General features: G+C 60.2%; 16 protein-coding genes. 7 read left to right on the forward strand and 9 right to left on the reverse strand.

All coding sequences use genetic code 11. The annotated features are described in order from the left end of the window. Positions 1 to 11: 11 nt before the first annotated feature. The 3 genes from EA797_RS17595 to xylB all read left to right on the forward strand — a co-directional run bounded on the left by EA797_RS17595 (position 12) and on the right by xylB (position 4226). On the forward strand, positions 12 to 1115 hold the full coding sequence (locus EA797_RS17595; protein ID WP_122167568.1) for an ABC transporter ATP-binding protein: 1104 nt from the start codon (positions 12 to 14) through the stop codon (positions 1113 to 1115). A 97-nt stretch (positions 1116 to 1212) separates the two neighbouring features. Continuing rightward, entirely contained in the window at positions 1213 to 2691 is a 1479-nt protein-coding gene (locus tag EA797_RS17600) for a mannitol dehydrogenase family protein (RefSeq protein ID WP_122167570.1), read from the forward strand. 11 nt (positions 2692 to 2702) lie between these two features. Continuing rightward, positions 2703 to 4226 carry a xylulokinase gene (gene xylB, locus EA797_RS17605; protein ID WP_122167572.1) on the forward strand — a complete coding sequence of 508 codons (1524 nt, stop codon included), beginning with the start codon at positions 2703 to 2705 and terminating at the stop codon, positions 4224 to 4226. A gap of 188 nt (positions 4227 to 4414) precedes the next feature. Here the strand turns inward: xylB and EA797_RS17610 are convergent, their stop codons facing one another. Next, the gene (locus tag EA797_RS17610; protein WP_122167574.1) at positions 4415 to 5641 is read right to left on the reverse strand and encodes an acyl-CoA dehydrogenase; all 1227 of its coding nucleotides are present in this window, start codon (positions 5639 to 5641) and stop codon (positions 4415 to 4417) included. 146 nt (positions 5642 to 5787) lie between these two features. On the opposite strand from EA797_RS17610, the gene EA797_RS17615 reads away from it, so the two are divergent. After that, positions 5788 to 6702, forward strand: a complete 915-nt coding sequence (locus tag EA797_RS17615) for a LysR family transcriptional regulator (RefSeq protein ID WP_122167576.1) — start codon at positions 5788 to 5790, stop codon at positions 6700 to 6702. Positions 6703 to 6755: 53 nt separating this feature from the next. Here EA797_RS17615 and gntR read toward each other — a convergent pair whose 3' ends face one another. The 4 genes from gntR to EA797_RS17635 form a co-directional block, all read right to left on the reverse strand. After that, positions 6756 to 7775: an HTH-type transcriptional regulator GntR gene (gntR, locus tag EA797_RS17620; RefSeq protein WP_122167578.1), complete on the reverse strand. Its 1020-nt coding sequence runs from the start codon at positions 7773 to 7775 to the stop codon at positions 6756 to 6758. A gap of 68 nt (positions 7776 to 7843) precedes the next feature. Further along, complete coding sequence (locus tag EA797_RS17625; protein ID WP_122167580.1) at positions 7844 to 8854, reverse strand: TRAP transporter substrate-binding protein; 1011 nt, start codon at positions 8852 to 8854, stop codon at positions 7844 to 7846. Positions 8855 to 8916: 62 nt separating this feature from the next. Then, the gene (locus tag EA797_RS17630) at positions 8917 to 10194 is read right to left on the reverse strand and encodes a TRAP transporter large permease (protein WP_122167582.1); all 1278 of its coding nucleotides are present in this window, start codon (positions 10192 to 10194) and stop codon (positions 8917 to 8919) included. 39 nt (positions 10195 to 10233) lie between these two features. Further along, on the reverse strand, positions 10234 to 11322 hold the full coding sequence (locus EA797_RS17635) for a gluconokinase, GntK/IdnK-type (protein ID WP_122167744.1): 1089 nt from the start codon (positions 11320 to 11322) through the stop codon (positions 10234 to 10236). A gap of 239 nt (positions 11323 to 11561) precedes the next feature. On the opposite strand from EA797_RS17635, the gene EA797_RS17640 reads away from it, so the two are divergent. Next, positions 11562 to 11840, forward strand: coding sequence for a peptidylprolyl isomerase (locus EA797_RS17640; protein ID WP_122167584.1), 279 nt, complete (start codon positions 11562 to 11564; stop codon positions 11838 to 11840). A gap of 3 nt (positions 11841 to 11843) precedes the next feature. On the opposite strand, the gene zapE is transcribed toward EA797_RS17640, so the two are convergent. Continuing rightward, a complete protein-coding gene (gene zapE / locus EA797_RS17645) occupies positions 11844 to 12968 on the reverse strand; it encodes a cell division protein ZapE (protein WP_122167586.1) in 1125 nt (374 codons plus the stop codon). A 319-nt stretch (positions 12969 to 13287) separates the two neighbouring features. On the opposite strand from zapE, the gene EA797_RS17650 reads away from it, so the two are divergent. Continuing rightward, positions 13288 to 15252, forward strand: coding sequence for a PhoX family protein (locus EA797_RS17650; RefSeq protein ID WP_122167588.1), 1965 nt, complete (start codon positions 13288 to 13290; stop codon positions 15250 to 15252). Between the two features lie 32 nt (positions 15253 to 15284). On the opposite strand, the gene EA797_RS17655 is transcribed toward EA797_RS17650, so the two are convergent. Continuing rightward, entirely contained in the window at positions 15285 to 16397 is a 1113-nt protein-coding gene (locus EA797_RS17655) for an AI-2E family transporter (RefSeq protein WP_122167590.1), read from the reverse strand. A gap of 139 nt (positions 16398 to 16536) precedes the next feature. Beyond that, the gene (locus EA797_RS17660; protein ID WP_122167592.1) at positions 16537 to 17853 is read right to left on the reverse strand and encodes a Na+/H+ antiporter family protein; all 1317 of its coding nucleotides are present in this window, start codon (positions 17851 to 17853) and stop codon (positions 16537 to 16539) included. A gap of 175 nt (positions 17854 to 18028) precedes the next feature. Between EA797_RS17660 and queD the strand changes: the two genes are divergently transcribed. Further along, on the forward strand, positions 18029 to 18385 hold the full coding sequence (gene queD / locus EA797_RS17665) for a 6-carboxytetrahydropterin synthase QueD (RefSeq protein WP_122167745.1): 357 nt from the start codon (positions 18029 to 18031) through the stop codon (positions 18383 to 18385). 123 nt (positions 18386 to 18508) lie between these two features. On the opposite strand, the gene ligA is transcribed toward queD, so the two are convergent. Next, on the reverse strand, positions 18509 to 20875 hold the full coding sequence (gene ligA, locus EA797_RS17670) for an NAD-dependent DNA ligase LigA (RefSeq protein WP_122167747.1): 2367 nt from the start codon (positions 20873 to 20875) through the stop codon (positions 18509 to 18511). Between the last annotated feature and the right edge of the window lie 164 nt (positions 20876 to 21039).

The raw sequence follows: 21039 nt of genomic DNA on the forward strand, positions 1-21039 counted from the left end.
GGATTCCGAACATGGCAGACCTGAAAGTCCACAACCTGAAGAAAAGCTTCGACGGCAACGACATCATCAAAGGTATAGACCTCGACATTCGTGATCGCGAGTTCGTGGTCTTCGTCGGGCCGTCCGGCTGCGGCAAGTCCACGCTACTGCGGCTGATCGCCGGCCTGGAGGAAGTCAGCAGCGGCAGGATCGAGCTCGACGGGCGCGACATCACCGATGTCAGCCCAGCCAAGCGCGACCTGGCCATGGTGTTCCAGACCTACGCGCTCTATCCGCACATGACGGTGCGCAAGAACATGTCCTTCGCCCTCGATCTCGCCGGGGCAGACAAGCAGGAAGTGGCTCGCAAAATCGAAGCGGCCGCGCGTACGCTCGAACTCGAGCCACTGCTTGAACGCAAACCGCGCCAGCTCTCCGGGGGCCAGCGCCAGCGCGTCGCCATAGGCCGTGCCATCGTGCGCAATCCCAAGGTTTTCCTGTTCGACGAGCCCCTCTCCAACCTCGATGCCGCCTTGCGCGTACAGATGCGCCTGGAGCTCTCGCGCCTGCACCAGGAATTACAAGCGACCATGATCTACGTGACTCACGATCAGGTCGAAGCCATGACCCTGGCGGACAAGGTCGTAGTGCTCAACGGCGGACGCATCGAACAGGTCGGATCACCCATGGAGCTCTATCACAACCCCGCCAACCTCTTCGTAGCAGGTTTCCTCGGGACACCGAAGATGGGCTTTTTGCAGGGCCGCATCAGGCAGGTTGAAGCTACAGGCTGCGAAGTGGAACTCGACGCAGGCTGCCGACTGTACCTGCCGCGCAGCGGACCATCCCTGGCGGTGGGAGACGCCGTAACCCTTGGCATTCGCCCTGAGCATCTCAACCGCAGCACCGATGGCAACTGCCAGCTTGAGGTCAAAGCCGACGTCAGCGAGCGATTGGGTAGCGATACCTACTGCCATGTCATCACCCAGGCGAACGAACCCCTGACTATGCGCATCCGGGGCGATTTTACCCCTCGCTACGGCGAATCGCTGAAGCTGAGCCTCGACTCCGCCCACTGCCACCTGTTCGATGGCAACGGCCTGGCGGTCGGTCAATCCCTGCAACAGGTGGCCTGACGCTTCAATCAGAACCCGTATGTCGGCGAGATCGCTGCCTACCCAGGCCGCGATCGCGCCCTCGGCTTTTCCATTCCCACGCCCTGCGAGGCCTGACATGAAGTTGAAACGACAGAATCTGCCGCAGCTGCCGGCCCACATCGCGCGTCCTGCCTATGCTCCGGATCAGGTCAAGACTGGGATAGCGCACATCGGCGTCGGCGGCTTCCACCGCGCTCATCAAGCGGCGTACACCGATGCACTGATGAACACGGGCGAAGGGCTCGAGTGGGGCATCTGTGGTATCGGCACACGTGCCGATGAGCTGTCCATGCGTGACGCCCTCGCCTCGCAGGATTACCTCTATACCCTGGTCGAGCTTGACGACCGACCCGATACAGAGGTCCGCGTGATCGGCAGCATTCGCGAAATGCTGCTGGTAGGCGAAGACGGCTCCGAGTCGGTTGTTGCCCGATTGGCTGACCCCGCGATCCGCATCGTTTCGCTGACCATCACCGAGGGCGGCTACTGCATGGACGATGGCACCGGCGAGTTCAACGCCGCGCTGCCCCACATCCAGCACGATGTGGAGAATCCGCGCGCGCCGATCAGCGTATTCGGTCTGCTCTGCGCAGCTTTGGCCAAACGCCGCGGACAGGGTGTGCCAGCGTTCACGGTGATGTCCTGCGATAACCTGCCGCACAACGGCGACGTTACGCGTAAGGCGACGCTGGCATTCGCCAATCTGGTGGACTCTGAGTTGGCCAACTGGATAGCGCAGAATGTCTCTTTTCCCAATGCCATGGTCGATCGCATTACGCCCATGACCAGTGCTGCTCACCGCAAGGATCTTCGCCAGAACCACGAGATCGATGACGCCTGGCCCGTGGTCTGCGAGCCCTTCGTACAGTGGGTTCTGGAAGACAAGTTCAATGCTGGCCGACCGGCCTGGGAAAAGGTAGGCGTCCAGTTCACCGATGACGTCGCGCCCTACGAGGAAATGAAGATCAAGCTGCTCAATGGCAGCCACCTTGCGTTGACCTATCTGGGCTTTCTGCGCGGGTATCGCTTCGTCCATGAAACCATGGCCGACCCGCTGTTCGTCGAGTACATCCGCCAATACATGGACGAGGACGTCACGCCACAGCTGGCTCCCGTGACGGGGATCGACCTCACGCAGTACAAACGAACCCTGATCGAGCGATTCTCCAATTGCGCCATCGCTGACCAGCTGGAACGCGTCTGCTCCGACGGCTCCTCGAAATTTCCAAAATTCACTGTGCCGACCATCAATCGCCTGATCGCTGATAACGCTGAGCTCGATCGCGCGGCGCTGGTCGTAGCTGCATGGGCGCTGTACCTGCGGGGCGTCGACGAGAACGGTGACCGCTACCGGATCCCCGATCCACGTGCGGAGTTCTGCCAGTCATTGGTCGAAGACGATGACGGACTTGCCGATCGCCTGCTCGGGCGGGAAGAGATCTTTGGCAATCACATAGGCCGCTCGCCGGCATTCCGCGAGGCGTTTGACCGCAACCTGCTGCGTCTGACCACATTAGGCGTGAGCGGCACCCTCGATCTGTTGCTGACCCGCTAACGGAGCAGATCATGTTTCTCGGAATCGATTGCGGCACCCAGGGCACCAAGGCATTGCTGCTCGATGCAGTCAGCGGACAAGTGCTCGGCCAGGGCTCGGCCAGTCACGAGTTGATTAGTGGCCCGAACGGCCGTCGCGAACAGCATGTCGAGCAATGGACGTCTGCATTTGAAGCGGCAACCGCGGCGGCGCTCGCCGACGCCGGGGTACCGGGTGATCAGGTGCTCGGGATCGGTGTTTCAGGCCAGCAACACGGGTTGGTCACGCTTGATCGCGACGGCCGGGTTTTGAGGCCCGCCAAGCTCTGGTGCGATACCGAGTCCGCCCAAGAAAACCAGCGGCTATTGCAGTGGCTGGGCGGTGAACGCGGCTCGCTTGAGCGGCTGGGTGTGGTCATCGCACCGGGATACACGGTATCGAAGCTGTTGTGGATGAAAGAACAGCATTCACAGCTGTTCGAGCGTATCGCTCATATTCTTCTGCCGCACGACTACCTTAACTACTGGCTGACGGGCCGCTGCTGCAGCGAGTACGGCGATGCATCCGGCACCGGTTACTTCGACGTGCGAAGCCGGCGTTGGGATCTGGAGATGCTGCGGCACATTGATCCCAACGGCCGTCTCGAAGCTGCACTGCCGGAGCTGATCGGGCCTGATGAAGCTGTGGGCACGCTGCGCCCGGAACTGGCACTTCGTCTGGGTTTGAACCCAAATGTCATCGTTTCGAGCGGTGGTGGCGACAACATGATGGGCGCTATCGGCACCGGCAACATCCAACCTGGCGCTATCACGATGAGCCTCGGCACATCGGGCACCTTGTATGCCTTCACAGGAGAACCGCAGATCAGCCCGCAACCAGCGGTCGCCACGTTCTGCTCCTCCAGCGGCGGCTGGCTGCCTCTGATTTGCACCATGAACCTGACTAACGCCAACGCGGCGATTCGCGACCTGCTGGAGCTCGATCTTCAGCAGTTCAACGACTTCGTGGTGCAGTCGCCCATCGGCGCAGAAGGCGTAACCCTCCTGCCCTTTCTTAACGGCGAGCGCGTCCCCGCCCTGCCCCAGGCCACTGCGAGCCTGCACGGCCTGACGACCGACAATCTGACCCGCGCCAACCTCTGCCGCGCGGTACTTGAGGGCGTGACCTTAGGCCTGCGTTACGGGTTGGATTTGCTTCGTGAGAGTGGCGTGCGCAGCGAGCGGATCCAGCTGATCGGCGGCGGCGCCAAGAACCCGCAATGGCGCCAGATCGTCGCCGACATGATGGCCACTCCTGTGGTCTGCACGTCCCATAATGAAGCTGCGGCCCTGGGCGGTGCGATACAGGCCGCTTGGTGTCACGCCAGACAAAGCGACCCGCAGGCTAGCCTTGTCGAGCTTTGTGATCGCTGCGTGAGCCTTGACGAATCTACCGCTGTCGAGCCTGAACCCAACGCTGTGCAGAGCTATGAACAGGTGTACCGGCGCTATCAAGCCCTGGTCATTGCCACCTATGGGCAGCGTACGCCCCCGGATCAGACGACAGTCACGCCGTGATGAACCGGCTCTGTGTCGGGCTGGGCCATGAGTGAACACAGGGTTCGGAATCATTCGTGGTGAAGGACCTACATGCCCTCAGTGATTGCCAGCACGCTCGCACCTTGATAACTCAACTGTCGTTGCATAAAAAAAGCAAAGCCATTTGAGTGGCTTTGCTTTTTGCTTAGCTCAGACCTGCCGTTGGCTTAGCGGCTGCGCAGCATCTCGCGAGAAATGTATTTGCCCAGCTCGTGCTTGGCGATCGATGCGCGGTGCACTTCGTCCGGGCCGTCGGCCAGGCGCAGGGTGCGCTGCATGGCCCACCAGTGCGCAAGCGGGAAATCTTCGGAAACGCCAGCGCCACCATGAATCTGGATGGCACGGTCGATGACCTTCAAAGCCACATTAGGCGCGACGACCTTGATCTGGGCGATCTCGCTCGCTGCAATCTTGTTGCCCACGGTATCCATCATATAGGCGGCGTTTAGCGTCAACAGGCGCGCCATGTTGATCTCGATCCGACACTCGGCGATGTGATCGAAATTTGCGCCGAGGCGAGCCAGGGGCTTGCCGAATGCCGTGCGGTCCACCGAGCGTTGGCACATCAGTTTCAGAGCACGCTCAGCGACGCCCACCGAGCGCATGCAATGGTGGATACGGCCTGGGCCGAGACGGCCCTGAGCGATCTCGAAGCCTCGACCCTCGCCTAGCAGTACGTTCTCGTAGGGCACCCGAACGTTTTCCAGCAGCACTTCGGCGTGGCCGTGCGGCGCATCGTCGTAGCCGAAAACGGGCAATGGACGCAGCACTTTCAGACCCGGCGCATCCATCGGCACCAGAATCATCGAATGTTGCTGGTGGCGCGGGCCATCCGGGTTGGTCAGCCCCATGAATATCATCACCTTGCAGCGTGGATCGCAGGCGCCGGAGGTCCACCATTTGCGGCCGTTGATAACCCACTCATCACCCTCGCGCACGGCGCGCGCCTGCATGTTGGTGGCATCCGACGACGCCACTCCCGGCTCGGTCATGCCGAACGCCGAGCGAATTTCGCCACGCAGCAGTGGCTCTAGCCACTGCTTCTTCTGCTGATCATTGCCGTAGCGCACCAGCACTTCCATGTTCCCGGTGTCCGGTGCCGAGCAGTTGAAGGCTTCTGGGCCGAGGCCCGAGCTGCCCATGATTTCCGCCAGTGGCGCATATTCGGTATTGGTCAGACCGGCGCCCAGCTCCGACTCCGGCAGGAACAGATTCCACAGCCCTTCTGCCTTGGCCTTGGCCTTGAGCTCCTCGACAATAGCGGTCGGCTGCCAGCGATCGCCCTCGGCAACCTGCTGGTAGAACACCTTTTCAGCGGGATAGACATGAGCATCCATGAACGCTTGCACGCGCTCTCTCAGCTCTTGAACCTTCGGGGAGTAGGCGAAATTCATGGGCGACAACCTTCTGGCAGGTAATGTTTTGTAGTTTTGGATGCTAGAGGAGGTCTGGCGATTTATCTAAGCTATTTTCCTCGTGTATAAACATTCATCACCGATATATGATCGGCGAATTCCGATACACGCCGGAGAGCACAACAATGAACCTGAACAAGGTCGATCTGAATCTTTTCATCGTCTTCGACGCCATCTACACCGAAGCGAACCTGACCCGTGCCGGACAGATCGTCGGCATCACCCAGCCGGCCGTTTCCAACGCGCTCGCCCGCCTTCGCGAAACCTTCAACGACCCGCTGTTCGTGCGCACCGCACAAGGTATGGTGCCGACGCCAATGGCGCAGAACATCATCGGCCCGGTGCGCAATGCATTGCAGCTGCTGCGCGTATCAGTACAGGAAAGCCGGACGTTCAACCCTGCGCAGGCAAACAAGACCTTCCGTATCAGCATGACCGACCTCACCGAAGCTGTCGTGTTGCCGCCGCTATTCCAGCGTCTGCGCCGGTTGGCGCCAAACGTCAAGATCGAGAGCATGCTCGCCAAGCGTCGCGAGACCACCAAGGAGCTGGCAGCCGGGCGCCTGGATTTCGCCATGGACGCGCCGCTCAACACCGACCCGCAGGTGCGCCACGTCAAGCTGCTGGAAGATCGATACGTGTGCGCGATGCGCCGTGGTCATCCGCTGGCCAAGGACAAGCTCAGCGTCGAGGAATACCTGTCGCTATCCCACATCCATATTTCGAGCCGGCGCAGCGGTCTGGGGATGGTCGACCTGGCGCTCGGCAAGATGGGCCAGCAGCGAAAAATTGCACTGCGCTCGCAGCATTACATGATGGCAACGCAGGTCATCCAGCACACCGACATGGCTGTAACTGTGCCCGAGCGCTTCGCCCGTCGCCACGATCTGCATCAGATCCCGCTGCCGGTGGACATTCCGCCGTTGGAGACGCACATCTATTGGCACGAAAGCACGGACCAGGATCCGGCCAACCGCTGGATGCGTGAACAGATGATCGAGATTGCCCAGCAGGTCACCGCCGCGCAGCAAGCCGACTGATCGACAGCGCCGATATGCAGGGACCGGCAGGCGCAACGCTTGCCGGTTACGTATCAGGCGCTTTCGCGCATCACCACTTCGAACCCCACATCGATGCGTCGCTGCGCAGGCGACTCACCGCGCATCAGGCTGAGCAGCATCTGCCCCGCCAACTTGCCTATCTCGCCACGGATGGTGCGCACCGTCGTCAGCGCCGGGTGCATCCAGGCAGCAGCAGGCAGATCATTGAAACCCGCAATCGCCAGCCGCTCTGGCACGGCCAACTGCAGCTGGCGAGCCCGGAACAGTGCGCCGAGTGCCAGGTCATCGTTGTTGAAGAAAATCGCATCGATCTCCGGATGTTGCGCGAGCAACCGGTCCAGTAATTCGGCGCCGAGCCCGATCGATGACACCTGGGGCGTCAGCAGTTCAAGCGCGGCGTCATAGCGGGACGCATCACGCATTACCTGACGATAGCCCTCGGCACGCTGGAGCGTCCGTGGGTCCAGCTGCGCAGCGGCGAATGCGATGTTGCGATAGCCGCGCTCGAGCAGCTTACGGGTCATGGCAGCACCCGCCTCGTACTGGGAGAAGCCGACGCAGTACTCCTCTTCTCCATCGCTGAGTTCCATCAGCGTGACGATGGGGCTGGTGTAGCTGCCCAGTACCTCACGCGCCGCGTCGCTGCGTTCGAAACCCGTTACCAGCAGGCCAGCCGGCTGATGCGCCAGGTAGGCACGCAGCAGGCGCTCATCTTCCTCAGGATGATAATGACTGACGCCAATCATCAACTCGTAACCGGCAGGCATCAGCACACGTTGAATGGCCTCTACGGTATCGACGAAGACGGCGTTGGAGAGCGAAGGAATGATCACCGCAACCAAATTCGACCGTGCACTGGCCAGGCTACGGGCGGCGGTATGAGGGACATAACCCAAGGTCTTGACAGCCGTCATCACACGTTCGCGCAGTGCATCGGATACACGTTCGGGCTGCGATAGCGCACGTGATGCGGACATCAGTGAACAGCCGGCACTGCGGGCAACGTCGGAGAGCGTGGCCCGTTCCAGCGAACGACGACGGCGAGAACTCATAACAACATCCAACGACCAGGGGCGGGAATTCTATATCGGGAAAAGCGCCCCCGTAGGGGCGCGCGCCATCACTTCGGTGCTTTGGCGATTTCGGCCTGTACTTCCTTGAACAGCGGCTCACCCACCGTATCGACTACGGTCTGGATGGCCGGCTTAGCCTGATCGCGCATGCGCTGAATTTCCTCCGGGCTGACTTTGTTGACGGCCATGCCCTGCTTCTCGATTTGAGCCAAGGCCTCACGAGCTTCGGCGCGAGTGTCCTCGCGTTCCGAATCACGCGACTTTTTCGCCGCGTCCATGATGATCCCCTGCTCGGTCTCGGAAAGGCCGTCCCACCAACGCTTGGACGCCGTAACAATCCATGGGCTGTAGACGTGATTGGTCACGCTCAGATACTTCTGAACCTCGTAGAATTTCGAAGACAGAATGGTGTTGTAGGGGTTTTCCTGACCATCGACCGCTTTGGTCTCCAGCGCCGTGAACAGCTCGGAGAATGGCAGCGGGACGGCGTTGGCGCCCATCTGCTTGAAGGTGTCGATGAACACCGGGTTCGGCATGACGCGCAGTTTGATGCCGTTGAAGTCTTCCATCTTCTCGACCGGACGGACGTTGTTGGTCAGGTTCCGGAAGCCATTTTCCCAGTAGACCAGACCGACCAATCCCTTAGCCTCCAGCGCGTCCATAACCTTCTGGCCGACCGGGCCATCCAGCACGTAATCGGCCTGCTTTTCACTTTCGAACAGGAAAGGCGTGTCCCATACCGCCATTTCCTTCGCGATGCCCACCAGTGTCGCGGTCGAACCGACCATCATTTCCTGGGCGCCACCCATGAGTGCGTTTTGCATCTGGTCATCGGAGCCAAGGCTGGCCGACGCGAAGGTACGCACCTTGAGCTTGCCATCGGAGGCCTTGGCAATTTCCTCGGCGAGCACCTTGGCGGCGCGGCCCTGGTTGCTGTCCTCATTGAGGCCATAACCGAAGCGAATCATCCGAGAGCGAACGTCATCGGCCGCATGTGCTGTCGCGATGGCGCTGCCAAGGGTGGTGACGGCCAGTGCCGCTATGAGAAATCGTTTCATGCTGTCGTACCTTTTGTTGTTGTGGGTGGATGAAGCTTGTTTTTGTCGAACGAGACCTGTAGCTACCGCAGCCACTGCAGCGGAACGGTGATGATCGATGGCACGGCGATCAGCAATGCCACGATGACCAGATAGATGGCGAAGAACGGCGTTACGCCGCGCACCAGCGTTTCCATGCGCAGCCGCCCTATTCCGCCGACGACGTTAAGTACTGTACCTACTGGCGGGGTGATCAGGCCGATCGAGCCAATCAAGACGAACATCACGCCGAAGTACACAGGATCGATACCGGCCTTCACGGCGATGGGCGCCAGTACCGGCCCGAGAATCAGGATGGTCGGTGTGAGGTCGAGCACCATACCCACCGCGATCATCAGCACCATGATGGCAACCATCAACAACTTCGGATCCTGCGCCAGCGGCCCGAGCATGGTGGCGATCTCATCGGGAAGCTGAGCCAGGGTGATCATGTAAGCCGAAACGATGGCCGCGGCGCATAGGAACATCACCGATGCCGTGGTGCGGCTGGCGCGGGTAAGCACTTCCACCACCCCGCTCCAGCTCAGCTCGCGATACAGCAGGGTCGAGACGGCCAGTGCGTAGACTGCCGCGACAACCGCGGCTTCGGTTGGCGTGAACAGCCCTCCGCGCAAACCGCCAACAATGATCACTGGCAACATCAACGCGGCTGCGCCATCGACGAGTGCTTTTCGGCGCTCGGCAGAGGTGGCCTTTTCCTGTGGCGGCTCATCAATATTGCGAGCAATCAAGGTCCAGGCAACGATCAGTCCGATGCCCATGATCAATCCGGGCACCATGCCGGCGAGGAAGAGTTGGCTGATGGATGTGTTGGTGACCACGCCATAGATGACGAAGGGCATCGACGGCGGGATGATCGGCGCAATGATGCCACCCGCCGCCACCAGCCCGGATGATGAACTCAACGGATAGCCTCGTTCTCGCATCATCGGCAACAGCAATGTCGCCAAGGCGGCCGTGTCTGCCAGCGCAGACCCAGACATGCTCGCCAGAAGCACCGATGCAGCAATCGCGACATAGCCCAGCCCGCCGCGCTTGTGGCCGAAGTAGGCTTTGGCCATGTTGATGATCCGGCGAGAGATCCCGCCGGCATTCATCAGCTCGCCGGCCAGGATGAAGAAAGGTACGGCCAGTAATGGAAAGCTGTCGGCACCGGCCTGCAGATTTTGCGCAATCAGTTGGACATCCCAGAAATCCAGGTACCACATCAACACCGCGCCGGTGAGGATCAGCGCAAACGCGATCGGCATGCCGAATGCCATGAAGCCAAATAGAGAAGAAAGAAAAACGACGACAGTCATTCAGGAACCTCGGCGGGCGTTGCCCTGTTGTTATCGGAGTCAGTCAGCCGTTACGTTGGCATCGGCAACATGGGGTCGTGGAGGCTCGCGCCAGACATTCACCAGCTGCACGAGTGCCAAGACGCCGAGCGCAATCATGCTGGCCATAACCGGCAGCATCGCCACGGCAAGTGGATAACCCACCACCGGGCTGTTGATCGTCCAGCCAAACTGCATCTGGTTCCAACCGCCCATGGCCGCCATGCCGCTGGCGCCAGCTACCAGCAACCAACTGATGGAATCGACCACGCGACGGAAGAGCACCGGGAAGCGATCACGAATCATGCTGAAGGCCATCAGCTCGCCGCGACGCATGCTGGACGCGACACCGACGAACACCAGCCAGACGAAAGCCAGTCGGGATAGCTCTTCAGCACCGGTCCAGCCGGTGCCGAACGCATAGCGCAGCACCACGCTGCTGAACACCACGACCACCATGAACGCCAACAACGCCGCCATCAGCCAATCGGTGATGCGGTCGAACCCCAGTGCAAGCTTGCCGCTATAGATGGGCGGACTGGTCAGCTCGGCGCCTTTGCCAACGCCGGTGTTAGCGCTATCAAGCGGAGCCGCGGAATGACCCTCGGCATCGCTGATCTCCAACCCTGGTGCGCGCTGCATCCAATCGACGATCTCCACCAGAACCTGGTCGCGCGACTGGCTGGCATCGACTACAAGAACACCAGGCTCGCCTTCGGGAGATTCGAGCGTGGCGAACTGACTGTCCACTAAGGAAATGGGCATGAAATGCCCAGCACGGCCGCCAACCCTCTGCACCGCCGTGTCGTAATCGATGGATAGGTGGGCGAACCGTAGTTCTGCAACCGCATCTCGCAGCAAATCGCGGTAGCGACGCTTGAGTGCAGAACAGGCCAGTACGAAGCCTACGCCGTCGTCGATGGCCCGTTGCATCTCGACGACGAGCTTCTGCAGCCATTCGACACGGTCCGCGTCAGACAGCGGCGTACCGGCGCGCATGCGGGCAACGTTCTCTTCAGGGTGGAAATGGTCTGCTTCGATGTGACGAAAGCCCAACGCATCGGCAACGGCGTGGCTGGTTTCGGTTTTGCCCGAACCGCTAACGCCCATGACGACCAGCGCGCGGCCAGTGGCAGAAAGATCGCTGTGGGAGTGGGAATCCACTACTTGGTCTCCGGCAGCATCGAGGTGCTGCATTATGTTTGTGGCGTGATGGTAGCGCTAACATAAATCTGCAATAACTACCGTTCGTCGGGTTACGGCTAAATATTGGCGCAATAGAGAGTTATTTACGGCTTCGGATTTCCCGGTACGCTTCTTACAATCGCGCCATACTCAGGAGACGCGCAATGCCCAAAGCCATGGCCCGGCACATACTGGTCAAAACTGAAGCCGAAGCTGTCCAGTTGAAAAAGCGCATCGCCAGTGGCGAAGCCTTCGATGTGCTGGCGAAGAAATATTCGACCTGCCCGTCCGGCAAGAAAGGCGGCGACCTGGGCGAAGTCCGCCCCGGACAGATGGTGCGGAGTATCGATCAGGTGATCTTCAAAAAGCCTCTGCGCGAGGTTCATGGTCCGGTCAAAAGTCAGTTTGGATATCACCTGGTGCAAGTGTTCTACCGGGACTGAGGCCTAGTTGGCGCCACCGAATCGGCTTAGCTGCATCTCATGCAGCCGGCTCAAAGTCCGGCGAAACGCAAATGACAAATAGCCTTGGGTATACAGCTCATCCAGCGGCACCCTTGCTTCGAGATATAGCGGTACACCACGGTCATAACACTCATCCACCAACGCAATGAAGCGTCGGACGCTGTCGTCGTGAGCCGCAAGCCTGGGCAGTTCGCGATCCCCTGCTACCACCCGCGCTGCACCGTCTTCGGTACCACGAGCGATACGAGCGTCGCGCTGCTCGCTACCCAACCTGGGCACATCGCTGAGCAGAACGGACGAGTAACGGTCGCAAAGCTCGATGAAATCCAACGCCGAGAATGCCTCCCCGCATAGCGCGGCGAAGCGGCACCATATGGCTGACTCACTCCTCCTGACGACAAGCAGAGGCCGTCGCCCTAGCAGCGCCGGCTCGGAGGTCGTGGGGCCCTGAGCCAATGCGTCGAATACTGACCGCAGTGCGCCGTCTGCATCAGGTTCGCTGACCCAGTAACGCTGCTCTGCTGCACCGGGACGTAGACGATGGTCCGCACCGCCATCCACGCTGATCACCTCCATATGCTGCTCCATCGCCGCGATCGCTGGAAGAAAGCGTTCCCGATTGAAGCCGTCGAAGTACAACTGGGCCGGTGGCTGATTCGACGTGGCAACGATCACCACACCTTCGTCGAACATCACTCGAAACAGCCGGCCAAGAATGATTGCATCGCCGATGTCACCTACGAACAACTCATCGAAACACAGCACCCTCACCTCCTCGCTCAGCTCACGCGCCAACGCACGCAGCGGATCGGCAGTGCCATTGAGCTGGAAAAGCCGGACATGCACCCAGCGCATGAAGTGATGAAAATGCTGGCGCCTGGCCGGAACGCGCAAGCTGCGATGGAACATGTCCATCAGCCATGTCTTGCCTCGCCCAACGGGACCCCAAAGATAGACGCCGCTCTGCACGTTTAAAGCTACGTTACCGTGCAGGGCGTCGTAACAGCGCTGAAGCTGCTCAACTGCGCGGAGCTGGGCCGCGTCGCTGACGAAGCCATGGACGGCAATAGCCTGTTGGTACAGCGCAAGCGGAGCGTTGGCTTCCATCTGAATCCGTGTCTTGAGACTGAGGACGCGATGGTAGCGCAGAGCACTTCCCAGAGTGGACGAACGGCGTACTGGACGCTTCAGTGACACGATGCATGTTCTACAAGCAACGATGGCCAGGCCGGTTAGATGGCAGCGCAGGACCATATGCCGTAACCGCTCGCAGCGCTTTGTGGTCGATAGGAAACAAAATAAACAAGCGAAACCGTTTGTCGACCGCCTGCGCACTGTCATTAAGCTGTCGCAAGCCCAGGCTAGCGTCACAGTTCCGTCGATTACCTAATGGAGCTGCGTCGTGACTGACGATAATCAAAACATAATGTTCGGCAACGGCGATGAACTGCCGAGTAACCGTTCTGGCAATCCTCATATCGAGGACGTGATCAATCTCGGTCGCCGCAAGGTTGTGGCTGGTGGCGCTGCGTTCGGTGCTCTCGCCTTTCTGGGCGGCCTGCCCTCGGTTGCCGGAGCTGCCGAACCCGCGCCGCTTGGCAGCGGATTGCCGTTTCAACGACGCACTCGCCTGCCCTTCAACGCAGTGGGCGTGACCCGTGCTGACACGATTACTGTGCCTGCTGGTTTCACCGCGAAGGCGTTCATTCCGTGGGGTACTCCGATCTGCGGTAGCTATCCGGCGTTTCTCGAAGACGCCAGCAACAGCGCTGAAGACCAGGCCCAGCAGACCGGCATGCATCATGACGGCATGCATTTCTTCCCCATGGATGCCAAGTTCAAGGGTCGCAAGAGTGACCACGGTCTGCTCGCGCTGAACCACGAGTACATCGATGCACCACTGCTGCACCCCAACGGCCCCACCGTAGTTGGCGGCAAACGTGTCAATGCCGATGAGGTTCGTAAGGAAATCAACGCGCATGGCGTGTCGATCGTAGAAGTGCGTCGGGGCGCTCAAGGTGAATGGGCCATGCTGCCCTCCGCCCGTAACCGTCGCATCACCGGCGCAACCCCTATGCGGATCGAAGGACCCGCGCGCGGTCACGATCTGATGAAGACTCGCTACAGCCCGAGCGGCACCTCTACGCGCGGAACGCTGAACAACTGCGCCAACGGCTACACGCCTTGGGGCACCTATCTGACCTGCGAAGAAAACTGGGCTGGTTATTTCGCCAGCCGCGACGCCGAGCTGCCCCGCCATCTGGATCGCTATGGAGTTCGCTCCACCGGTCGCTACGGCTGGGAAACGGTCAGTGGCGACGAATTCCAACGCTTCGATGCCACATCGCAGGGCGCAGACCCGCGCGCCGACTATCGTAACGAGCCCAACACCTTTGGCTGGATCGTCGAGATCGACCCCTTCGATCCGGACTCGACGCCGATCAAGCACACGGCGCTGGGTCGCTTTGCGCACGAGGGCCTTGTCTTCGCGCCCACCAAGCCAGGCTGGCCGGTTGTCTGCTATTCAGGCGATGACTCGCAGAACGAGTACATCTACAAATATGTAAGCCGCGACAAGTACCGTCCGCAGCGCAGCGATAGCCGACTGCTGGACGACGGCACCCTGTACGTAGCGCGTTTCAATCCGGATGGAAGCGGTGACTGGCTGGCCCTGGACATCGACGATGCTAATTTCCAGCGGGCCTGCGCGGCGGCCAATGTCAGCTTTGCCGATCAGGGCGAGGTACTGATCAACACCCGTCTCGCAGCCGATATCGTCGGCGCAACCAAGATGGACCGCCCGGAATGGGGCGCGGTGCATCCCGATACGGGCGAAGTGTATTTCACCCTGACCAACAACAGCGCTCGTCAGGAAGCCGATGCGGCCAACCCACGCGCGCCAAACCCAACCGGCCACATCATCCGCTGGCGCGAGTCGGGCAAGAACCAGATAGGCACCCAGTTCGAGTGGGATCTGTATCTGCTCGCCGGACCGCAGAGCGACAGCCGTGATCCACGTGGGCGTCCGCTCACTGAGGAAAACATCCTCGCGAGCCCGGACGGACTCTGGTTCGACGATGAAGGTCGACTCTGGATCCAGACCGACATGAGCGGAAGCCAGCTTAGCAGTGGCCCGTTCGGTAACAACCAGATGCTGGTGTCGGATCCGAAGACCGGAGAAACCAAGCGCTTCCTGGTCGGCCCGAAGGGCGCCGAGGTGACGGGCATCACCGCCACACCGGACTTTCGCACGCTTTTCGTCAACATCCAGCATCCGGGTGAAGGATCTACAGCGACCGAGTACACCAGCACCTGGCCGGACGGCCCTGGCCGCAGGCCGCGCTCAGCCACTGTTATCATCACGCGTGACGACGGTGGACGAGTGATCTAACACACCGCCGCTCCGGATCAGAGCAGCCGCCGTTAAACCGGCGGCTCGCTTTCAGATGGCGAGACCAGCCGCTTGTTTTCAGGGGAAGTAATCGGAAGCCTGCTTTCAGGTGAAGTAAACAGCCCCCACGAAGACATGAACAGCGCCGCAATCAGCGGGCCGATCACGAAGCCATTCAGGCCAAACAGAGCCAGACCGCCCAAGGTGGAAATCAGCACCAGATAGTCCGGCATCTTGGTGTCCTTCCCAACCAGGATCGGTCGCAGGATATTGTCGACCAAGCCAATTACCAGTACCCCGTAGAGCGTAAGAATCACGCTCTGGACCACCATCCCTTTCATGAAGAAATAGATGGCAACGGGCGTCCAGATCAGCCCCGCACCAACGGCCGGCAACAGGGACAGAAACGCCATGAGCACACCCCAGAGCAACGAACCGGGAATGCCCAGGATCGCGAAGATCACTCCTCCGAGAAAACCCTGAGTTGCGGCAACCACGATGTTGCCTTTGACAGTCGCCCTCACCACCCGCGTGAACTTGCTGAACAGCCTGCGCTTCTGATTCTCGCTCAGAGGCATCGCACGTTTGACCTTTGCGACCAGTTCGCGCCCGTCTCGAATAAGAAAGAACAGCAGATAGATCATCACGAAAAAGCTGACAAGAAACTGGAATGTTCCCTGGCCGAAGCTGAACGCTTTGGTTGCCAGAAACTGGCTGCCTTCGAGGGCTCCGCTGGCCAGACGGTCACGCATCTGATCGACACTGCCAAGCCCGAACCGCTGCAGTTGTTGCTGCAGTGAATCAGGCAGCATCTCCTTGGCGGTGCCAACGAACGCTCGGACGTCCAGTTCGCCGCTTTCAATCTGTTGATAGAGAGCAGAGCCCTCCTGCACCAGCAGGCCTGTAATCAGAATGACCGGCAACACCGCGACCAACAGGCACACCAACAGCGTGGTGAGCGCAGTCAGGTTTCGCTTATCGGGAAAACGGCGCTGCAGGTAACGCTGAAAGGGGGCGAAGATGATGGCGAGGATTACAGCCCAGAACACCGCCCCATAGAACGGAAAAAGTATCCAGCCAAACGCAATGCTCACGATGAGCAACAGAGCCAGAAAGACTTTCTGCTCGAGGGTTGATTTCACGATTGGATCCTATCGCTGCGGTTGTATCCCTTAGTCAGCGATTGCTGCCAGTAGTGCTGGTCGGCAGATAAGCAGCTGCGAACGCTCCAGCGCGCCGTCATTGCGACGGCGCCTGGATCAAGTTAGCGGGATTCGACGCTCATTACAGGGTCATCGCAGCGAACCAGCCGAATGCCAGCAGCGGCAGGTTGTAATGCAGGAATGTCGGCACCACGGTGTCCCATATGTGATTGTGCTGCCCGTCAGCATTCAGGCCGGCCGTAGGCCCGAGGGTCGAATCGGAAGCTGGCGAACCCGCGTCGCCCAGCGCTCCAGCGGTGCCCACCAGACTGACGATTGCCAGAGGACTGAAGCCCAGCTCCAGGCCCAGCGGAACGAAGATCGCCGCAATGATAGGTACGGTAGAAAACGATGACCCGATGCCAATGGTGACAAGCAAGCCAACCAGCAACATCATCAGGGCACCGACAGCCTTGCTGTTGCCAATCCACTGGGTCGAGGCATCGACCAGGGTTTTCACCTCGCCAGTTTCGCGCATCACTTCTGCGAATCCAGCTGCGGCAATCATGATGAAGCCAATCATGGCCATCATCTTCATGCCCTCGGTGAACAGGTCATCAGCTTCCTTCCAGCGCACCACGCCCGAAACGGAAAAGATGACGAAGCCGACCAGCGCACCAAGAATCATCGAGTCCAACCAGAGCTGAACGACAAAAGCTGCGGCGACTGCCAATGCAGCCACCAGCAACGTGAGCGGGCTATAGCTGACGCTGACGACCTTGGACTGGTCGACCGTGGCCAGGTCATAGGTGCGGGGCTTGCGATAGCTGAACATCGCGATCAGCAGGCCCGCGAGCATCCCGATCGCGGGGATCAACATCGCTTGGCTGACATTGATGCCCTCGATATCGGCACCACTCTTGGCCACGTTCGCCAGCAGGATTTCGTTGAGAAAGATGCTACCAAAACCGACAGGCAGGAACATGTAGGGCGTTACCAGGCCGAACGCGAGCACGCAGGCAATCAGGCGTCTGTCGATCTGCAGCCTGCTCAACACATAGAGCAGCGGTGGTACCAGCAAGGGAATGAAGGCGATATGGATCGGCAGGATGTTCTGGGAGGATACGGCGACCGCGAGCAGCAAGCCGATCATCATCCACTTGACCGCGCCGCCGCCGTGGGACTCCTGCTTGCCCACCATCGCCAGAGCGCGATCCGCCAGCGCATGGGCTAATCCACTTTTGCCGATCGCGACCGCGAAAGCGCCAAGCAATGCGTAGGAAAGCGCCACCGTCGCACCGCCACCCAATCCTTTATTGAAGGCCGCCAAACTGCCCTCCAGCCCTAGGCCGCCCAGTACGCCCCCCGCGATAGCACCCGCTATCAACGCCACCACTACGTGGACCCTGCACAGGCTGAGAATCAGCATGATGCCGACTGCCGCTACCACTGCGTTCATTTCAACTCCCCGAAGCGACGTACGCCGATAAAAAGCGGGGCACTTTGCCCCAACCCTGCGGGAGTGTCAAAGCGCCATGGAAACCAGCGCGCCATGTCTTCGCGCCAGATCGTTTAGCAACCACAGCGACTCATGAATCGGTAAAATGCCGCCCTTTGCCCATCCGGAAGCTTCAGTGGAAATATTCAAAGAGTTCACCTTCGAATCAGCCCATCGCCTGCCCCACGTACCCGAAGGGCACAAGTGTGGCCGTCTGCACGGGCATTCATTTCGTGTCGCCATCTATCTGGAAGGTGAAGTTGACGCTCACACCGGCTGGATTCGAGACTTCAGCGAGATCAAAGAAATCTTCAAACCGATCTATGAGCGCCTCGACCATAATTACTTGAATGACTTGCCCGGCTTGGAAAACCCGACCAGCGAGAACCTTGCAAAATGGGTCTGGCAGGAGCTGAAACCGCTGCTGCCGGAGTTGTCGCGGGTTCGCATTCACGAAACCTGCACCAGCGGCTGCGAGTATCGCGGAGACTAAGCGAACCGTTTCGCCGCCCCTGGCGGCCGCTCCTGACTCAACCAGCGAAAGGAGCCCCGCCATGTGAGCAATGAGCGACCAACTTTCGATAGCTCCCGTGCCCACAAGTTTACGGGTTACGAGTCAGGCCTCCAGCGAAGCCAGGCGCTTGAGAAAGGCCGCTTCGTCATCAACTGCAACGCCCAACTCGTTGGCCTTGATCAGTTTCGAACCCGCCCCTGGCCCTGCGACAACGACACTGGTCTTGGCGGAAACCGATCCAGACACCTTCGCACCCAAGGCTTCAAGACGCGCCTTGGCCTCATCACGACTCATGGCTTCCAGAGTGCCAGTCAGGACCCAGGTCTGGCCGGCCAAAGGCAAGCCTTCCGCGGCTTTTCGTTCGCTCTGCCAGTGCATGCCGAATTCTTTCAACTGAGCTTCGATGACTCGGGCACGCGCCGCATTGGCCGGCTCATCGAAGTAGTCGCGCAGCGCGCGGGCGGCTTTCTCATTGAGGCGTTCGATCTGCCTGAGGTCGAGCCAGTCGGCACCGATGATGGCCTCGAGGCTGCCGAACCGATCCGCCAGACGCTGTGCGCCAGTCGCCGCGATGAAAGGAATATTCAGATTATCCAGCAATCCGGCCAGCGTAGCGCAGGCTGCAAACTCAGGGTGAACGTCGCCCTCCTCCTGTAGCTCCACGCCCCGTTCGCGCAGCTGCCGGATCACCAACTGGTTGTGCTCGTCCTGGAAAAAACTATGGATCTCGTGAGCCACCTCCAGCCCGATATCCGGCAGATAGACCAGCACGTCCGGCAGGGCACAGGCAATCCGGTCCAAGGATCCCAGGGCACGTGCCAGCAATTTGGCCGTGCCCTCGCCCACGTCGGGAATACCCAAGGCAAAGATGAAACGCGCCAGCGACGGCATACGGCTGTCATCAATGGCTTTGAGCAGGTTGCGGCTCGAGACTTCAGCAAAGCCTTCAAGTGCGAGTACCTGTTCGAAGCTCAGGCTGTACAGATCCGCTGGTGAGCCCACCAGCCCGGCATCCACCAGTTGTTCGACGATCTTGTCGCCAAGGCCGTCAATATCCATCGCACGCCGGGATACGAAATGGATGATCGCCTGCTTGAGTTGCGCCTGGCAGGCCAGTCGGCCGACGCAGCGATAAATCGATCCTTCGCTGAACGACTCTCGACCCTTGCTGCGCTTGATCAGCTGAGTGCGCTCGACGGCCGAGCCGCATACTGGGCACTGCTCCGGCACGTGAACCTCACGGGCGCTTTCGGGACGTCGCTCCGGAATCACGCCAAGAATCTGCGGTATCACATCGCCAGCGCGGCGCACGATGACCGTATCGCCGATCATCACACCCAGCCGAGCGACCTCGTCCATGTTGTGCAGAGTGGCATTGGAAACCGTCACCCCGGCAACCTGAACCGGTTTCAGGCGCGCAACGGGCGTGATCGCGCCGGTGCGACCAACCTGGAACTCCACATCCAGCAGTTCGGTCACTTCTTCTCTGGCAGCAAACTTGTGCGCGATGGCCCAGCGCGGTTCTCTTGCGCGAAAGCCGAGCTCGCGCTGTTGGCCGACCGAATTGACCTTGAACACCACGCCGTCGATTTCATACGGTAGGGCATCGCGCTTCTCGCCGATGTCGCGGAAATAGTCCCGGCATTGCTCCACGCCTTTGGCTAGCCTCAGCTCTCGACTGATCGGCAACCCCCACTTTTTCAACGCCTCAAGTATGCCGATATGGGTGTCCGGCAGATCTCCGTCGCTGCGCCCGACGCCATAAGCGCATAACTCGAGCGGTCGGCTGGCGGTAATCTTCGAGTCCAGCTGACGCAGGCTGCCCGCCGCGGCATTGCGCGGATTGGCGAAGGGCTTGCCACCGGTTTCGAGCTGCCGCGCGTTGAGCGCCTCGAAGCCGGCCTTGGGCATATAGATTTCGCCGCGCACTTCCAACACGGCGGGCCAGTCGCTGCCGTGCAGCTTCAGCGGGATATTGCGGACGGTGCGAACGTTCGTGCTGATGTCCTCGCCAGTACTTCCGTCACCTCGTGTGGCGCCGCGTACCAGCCTACCGTTCTCATAGAGCAGGCTCACGGCGAGACCGTCGAGCTTGGGTTCACAGCTGTACTCCAGCTCGGCACCTTCGCCGAGCAAATCACCGGTCGGTAGATCAAGCCCCTCACGGGCGCGACGGTCGAAGTCGATCAGATCCCGTTCTTCGAACGCGTTACCGAGACTGAGCATCGGCACCTCATGCCGCACCTGGCCGAATGCCGCCAGCGCTGCGCCGCCGACCCGCTGGGTGGGCGAGTCCGGCGTCACCAGCTCCGGATGCTCGGCTTCGAGCGCCTTGAGCTCCTTGAACAGTCGGTCGTACTCAGCATCGGGGACGCTGGGCTCGTCCAGCACGTAGTAACGATAGTTATGGGCGTCGATGTCGCTGCGCAGTTCGGCGATGCGCTCTGCGGCGGTCTGGGCGGACGTCATGGTATGAAGGGCCATATCAGCAGGCCGGAACGAGCGCGAAATGCGGCGCCTCGATCGGCCCTATGTTGATTTCTGTGCGGGATTTTAGCGTGTTTGAAAGGTTGCATGTCCGATGGATCCATCGGCATCTTGAGTTAGGACGGCGATGCGAAAATGGCGGCCTC

It is taken from the genome of Stutzerimonas zhaodongensis (assembly GCF_003696365.1).
GTDB classification, from domain to species: domain Bacteria; phylum Pseudomonadota; class Gammaproteobacteria; order Pseudomonadales; family Pseudomonadaceae; genus Stutzerimonas; species Stutzerimonas zhaodongensis.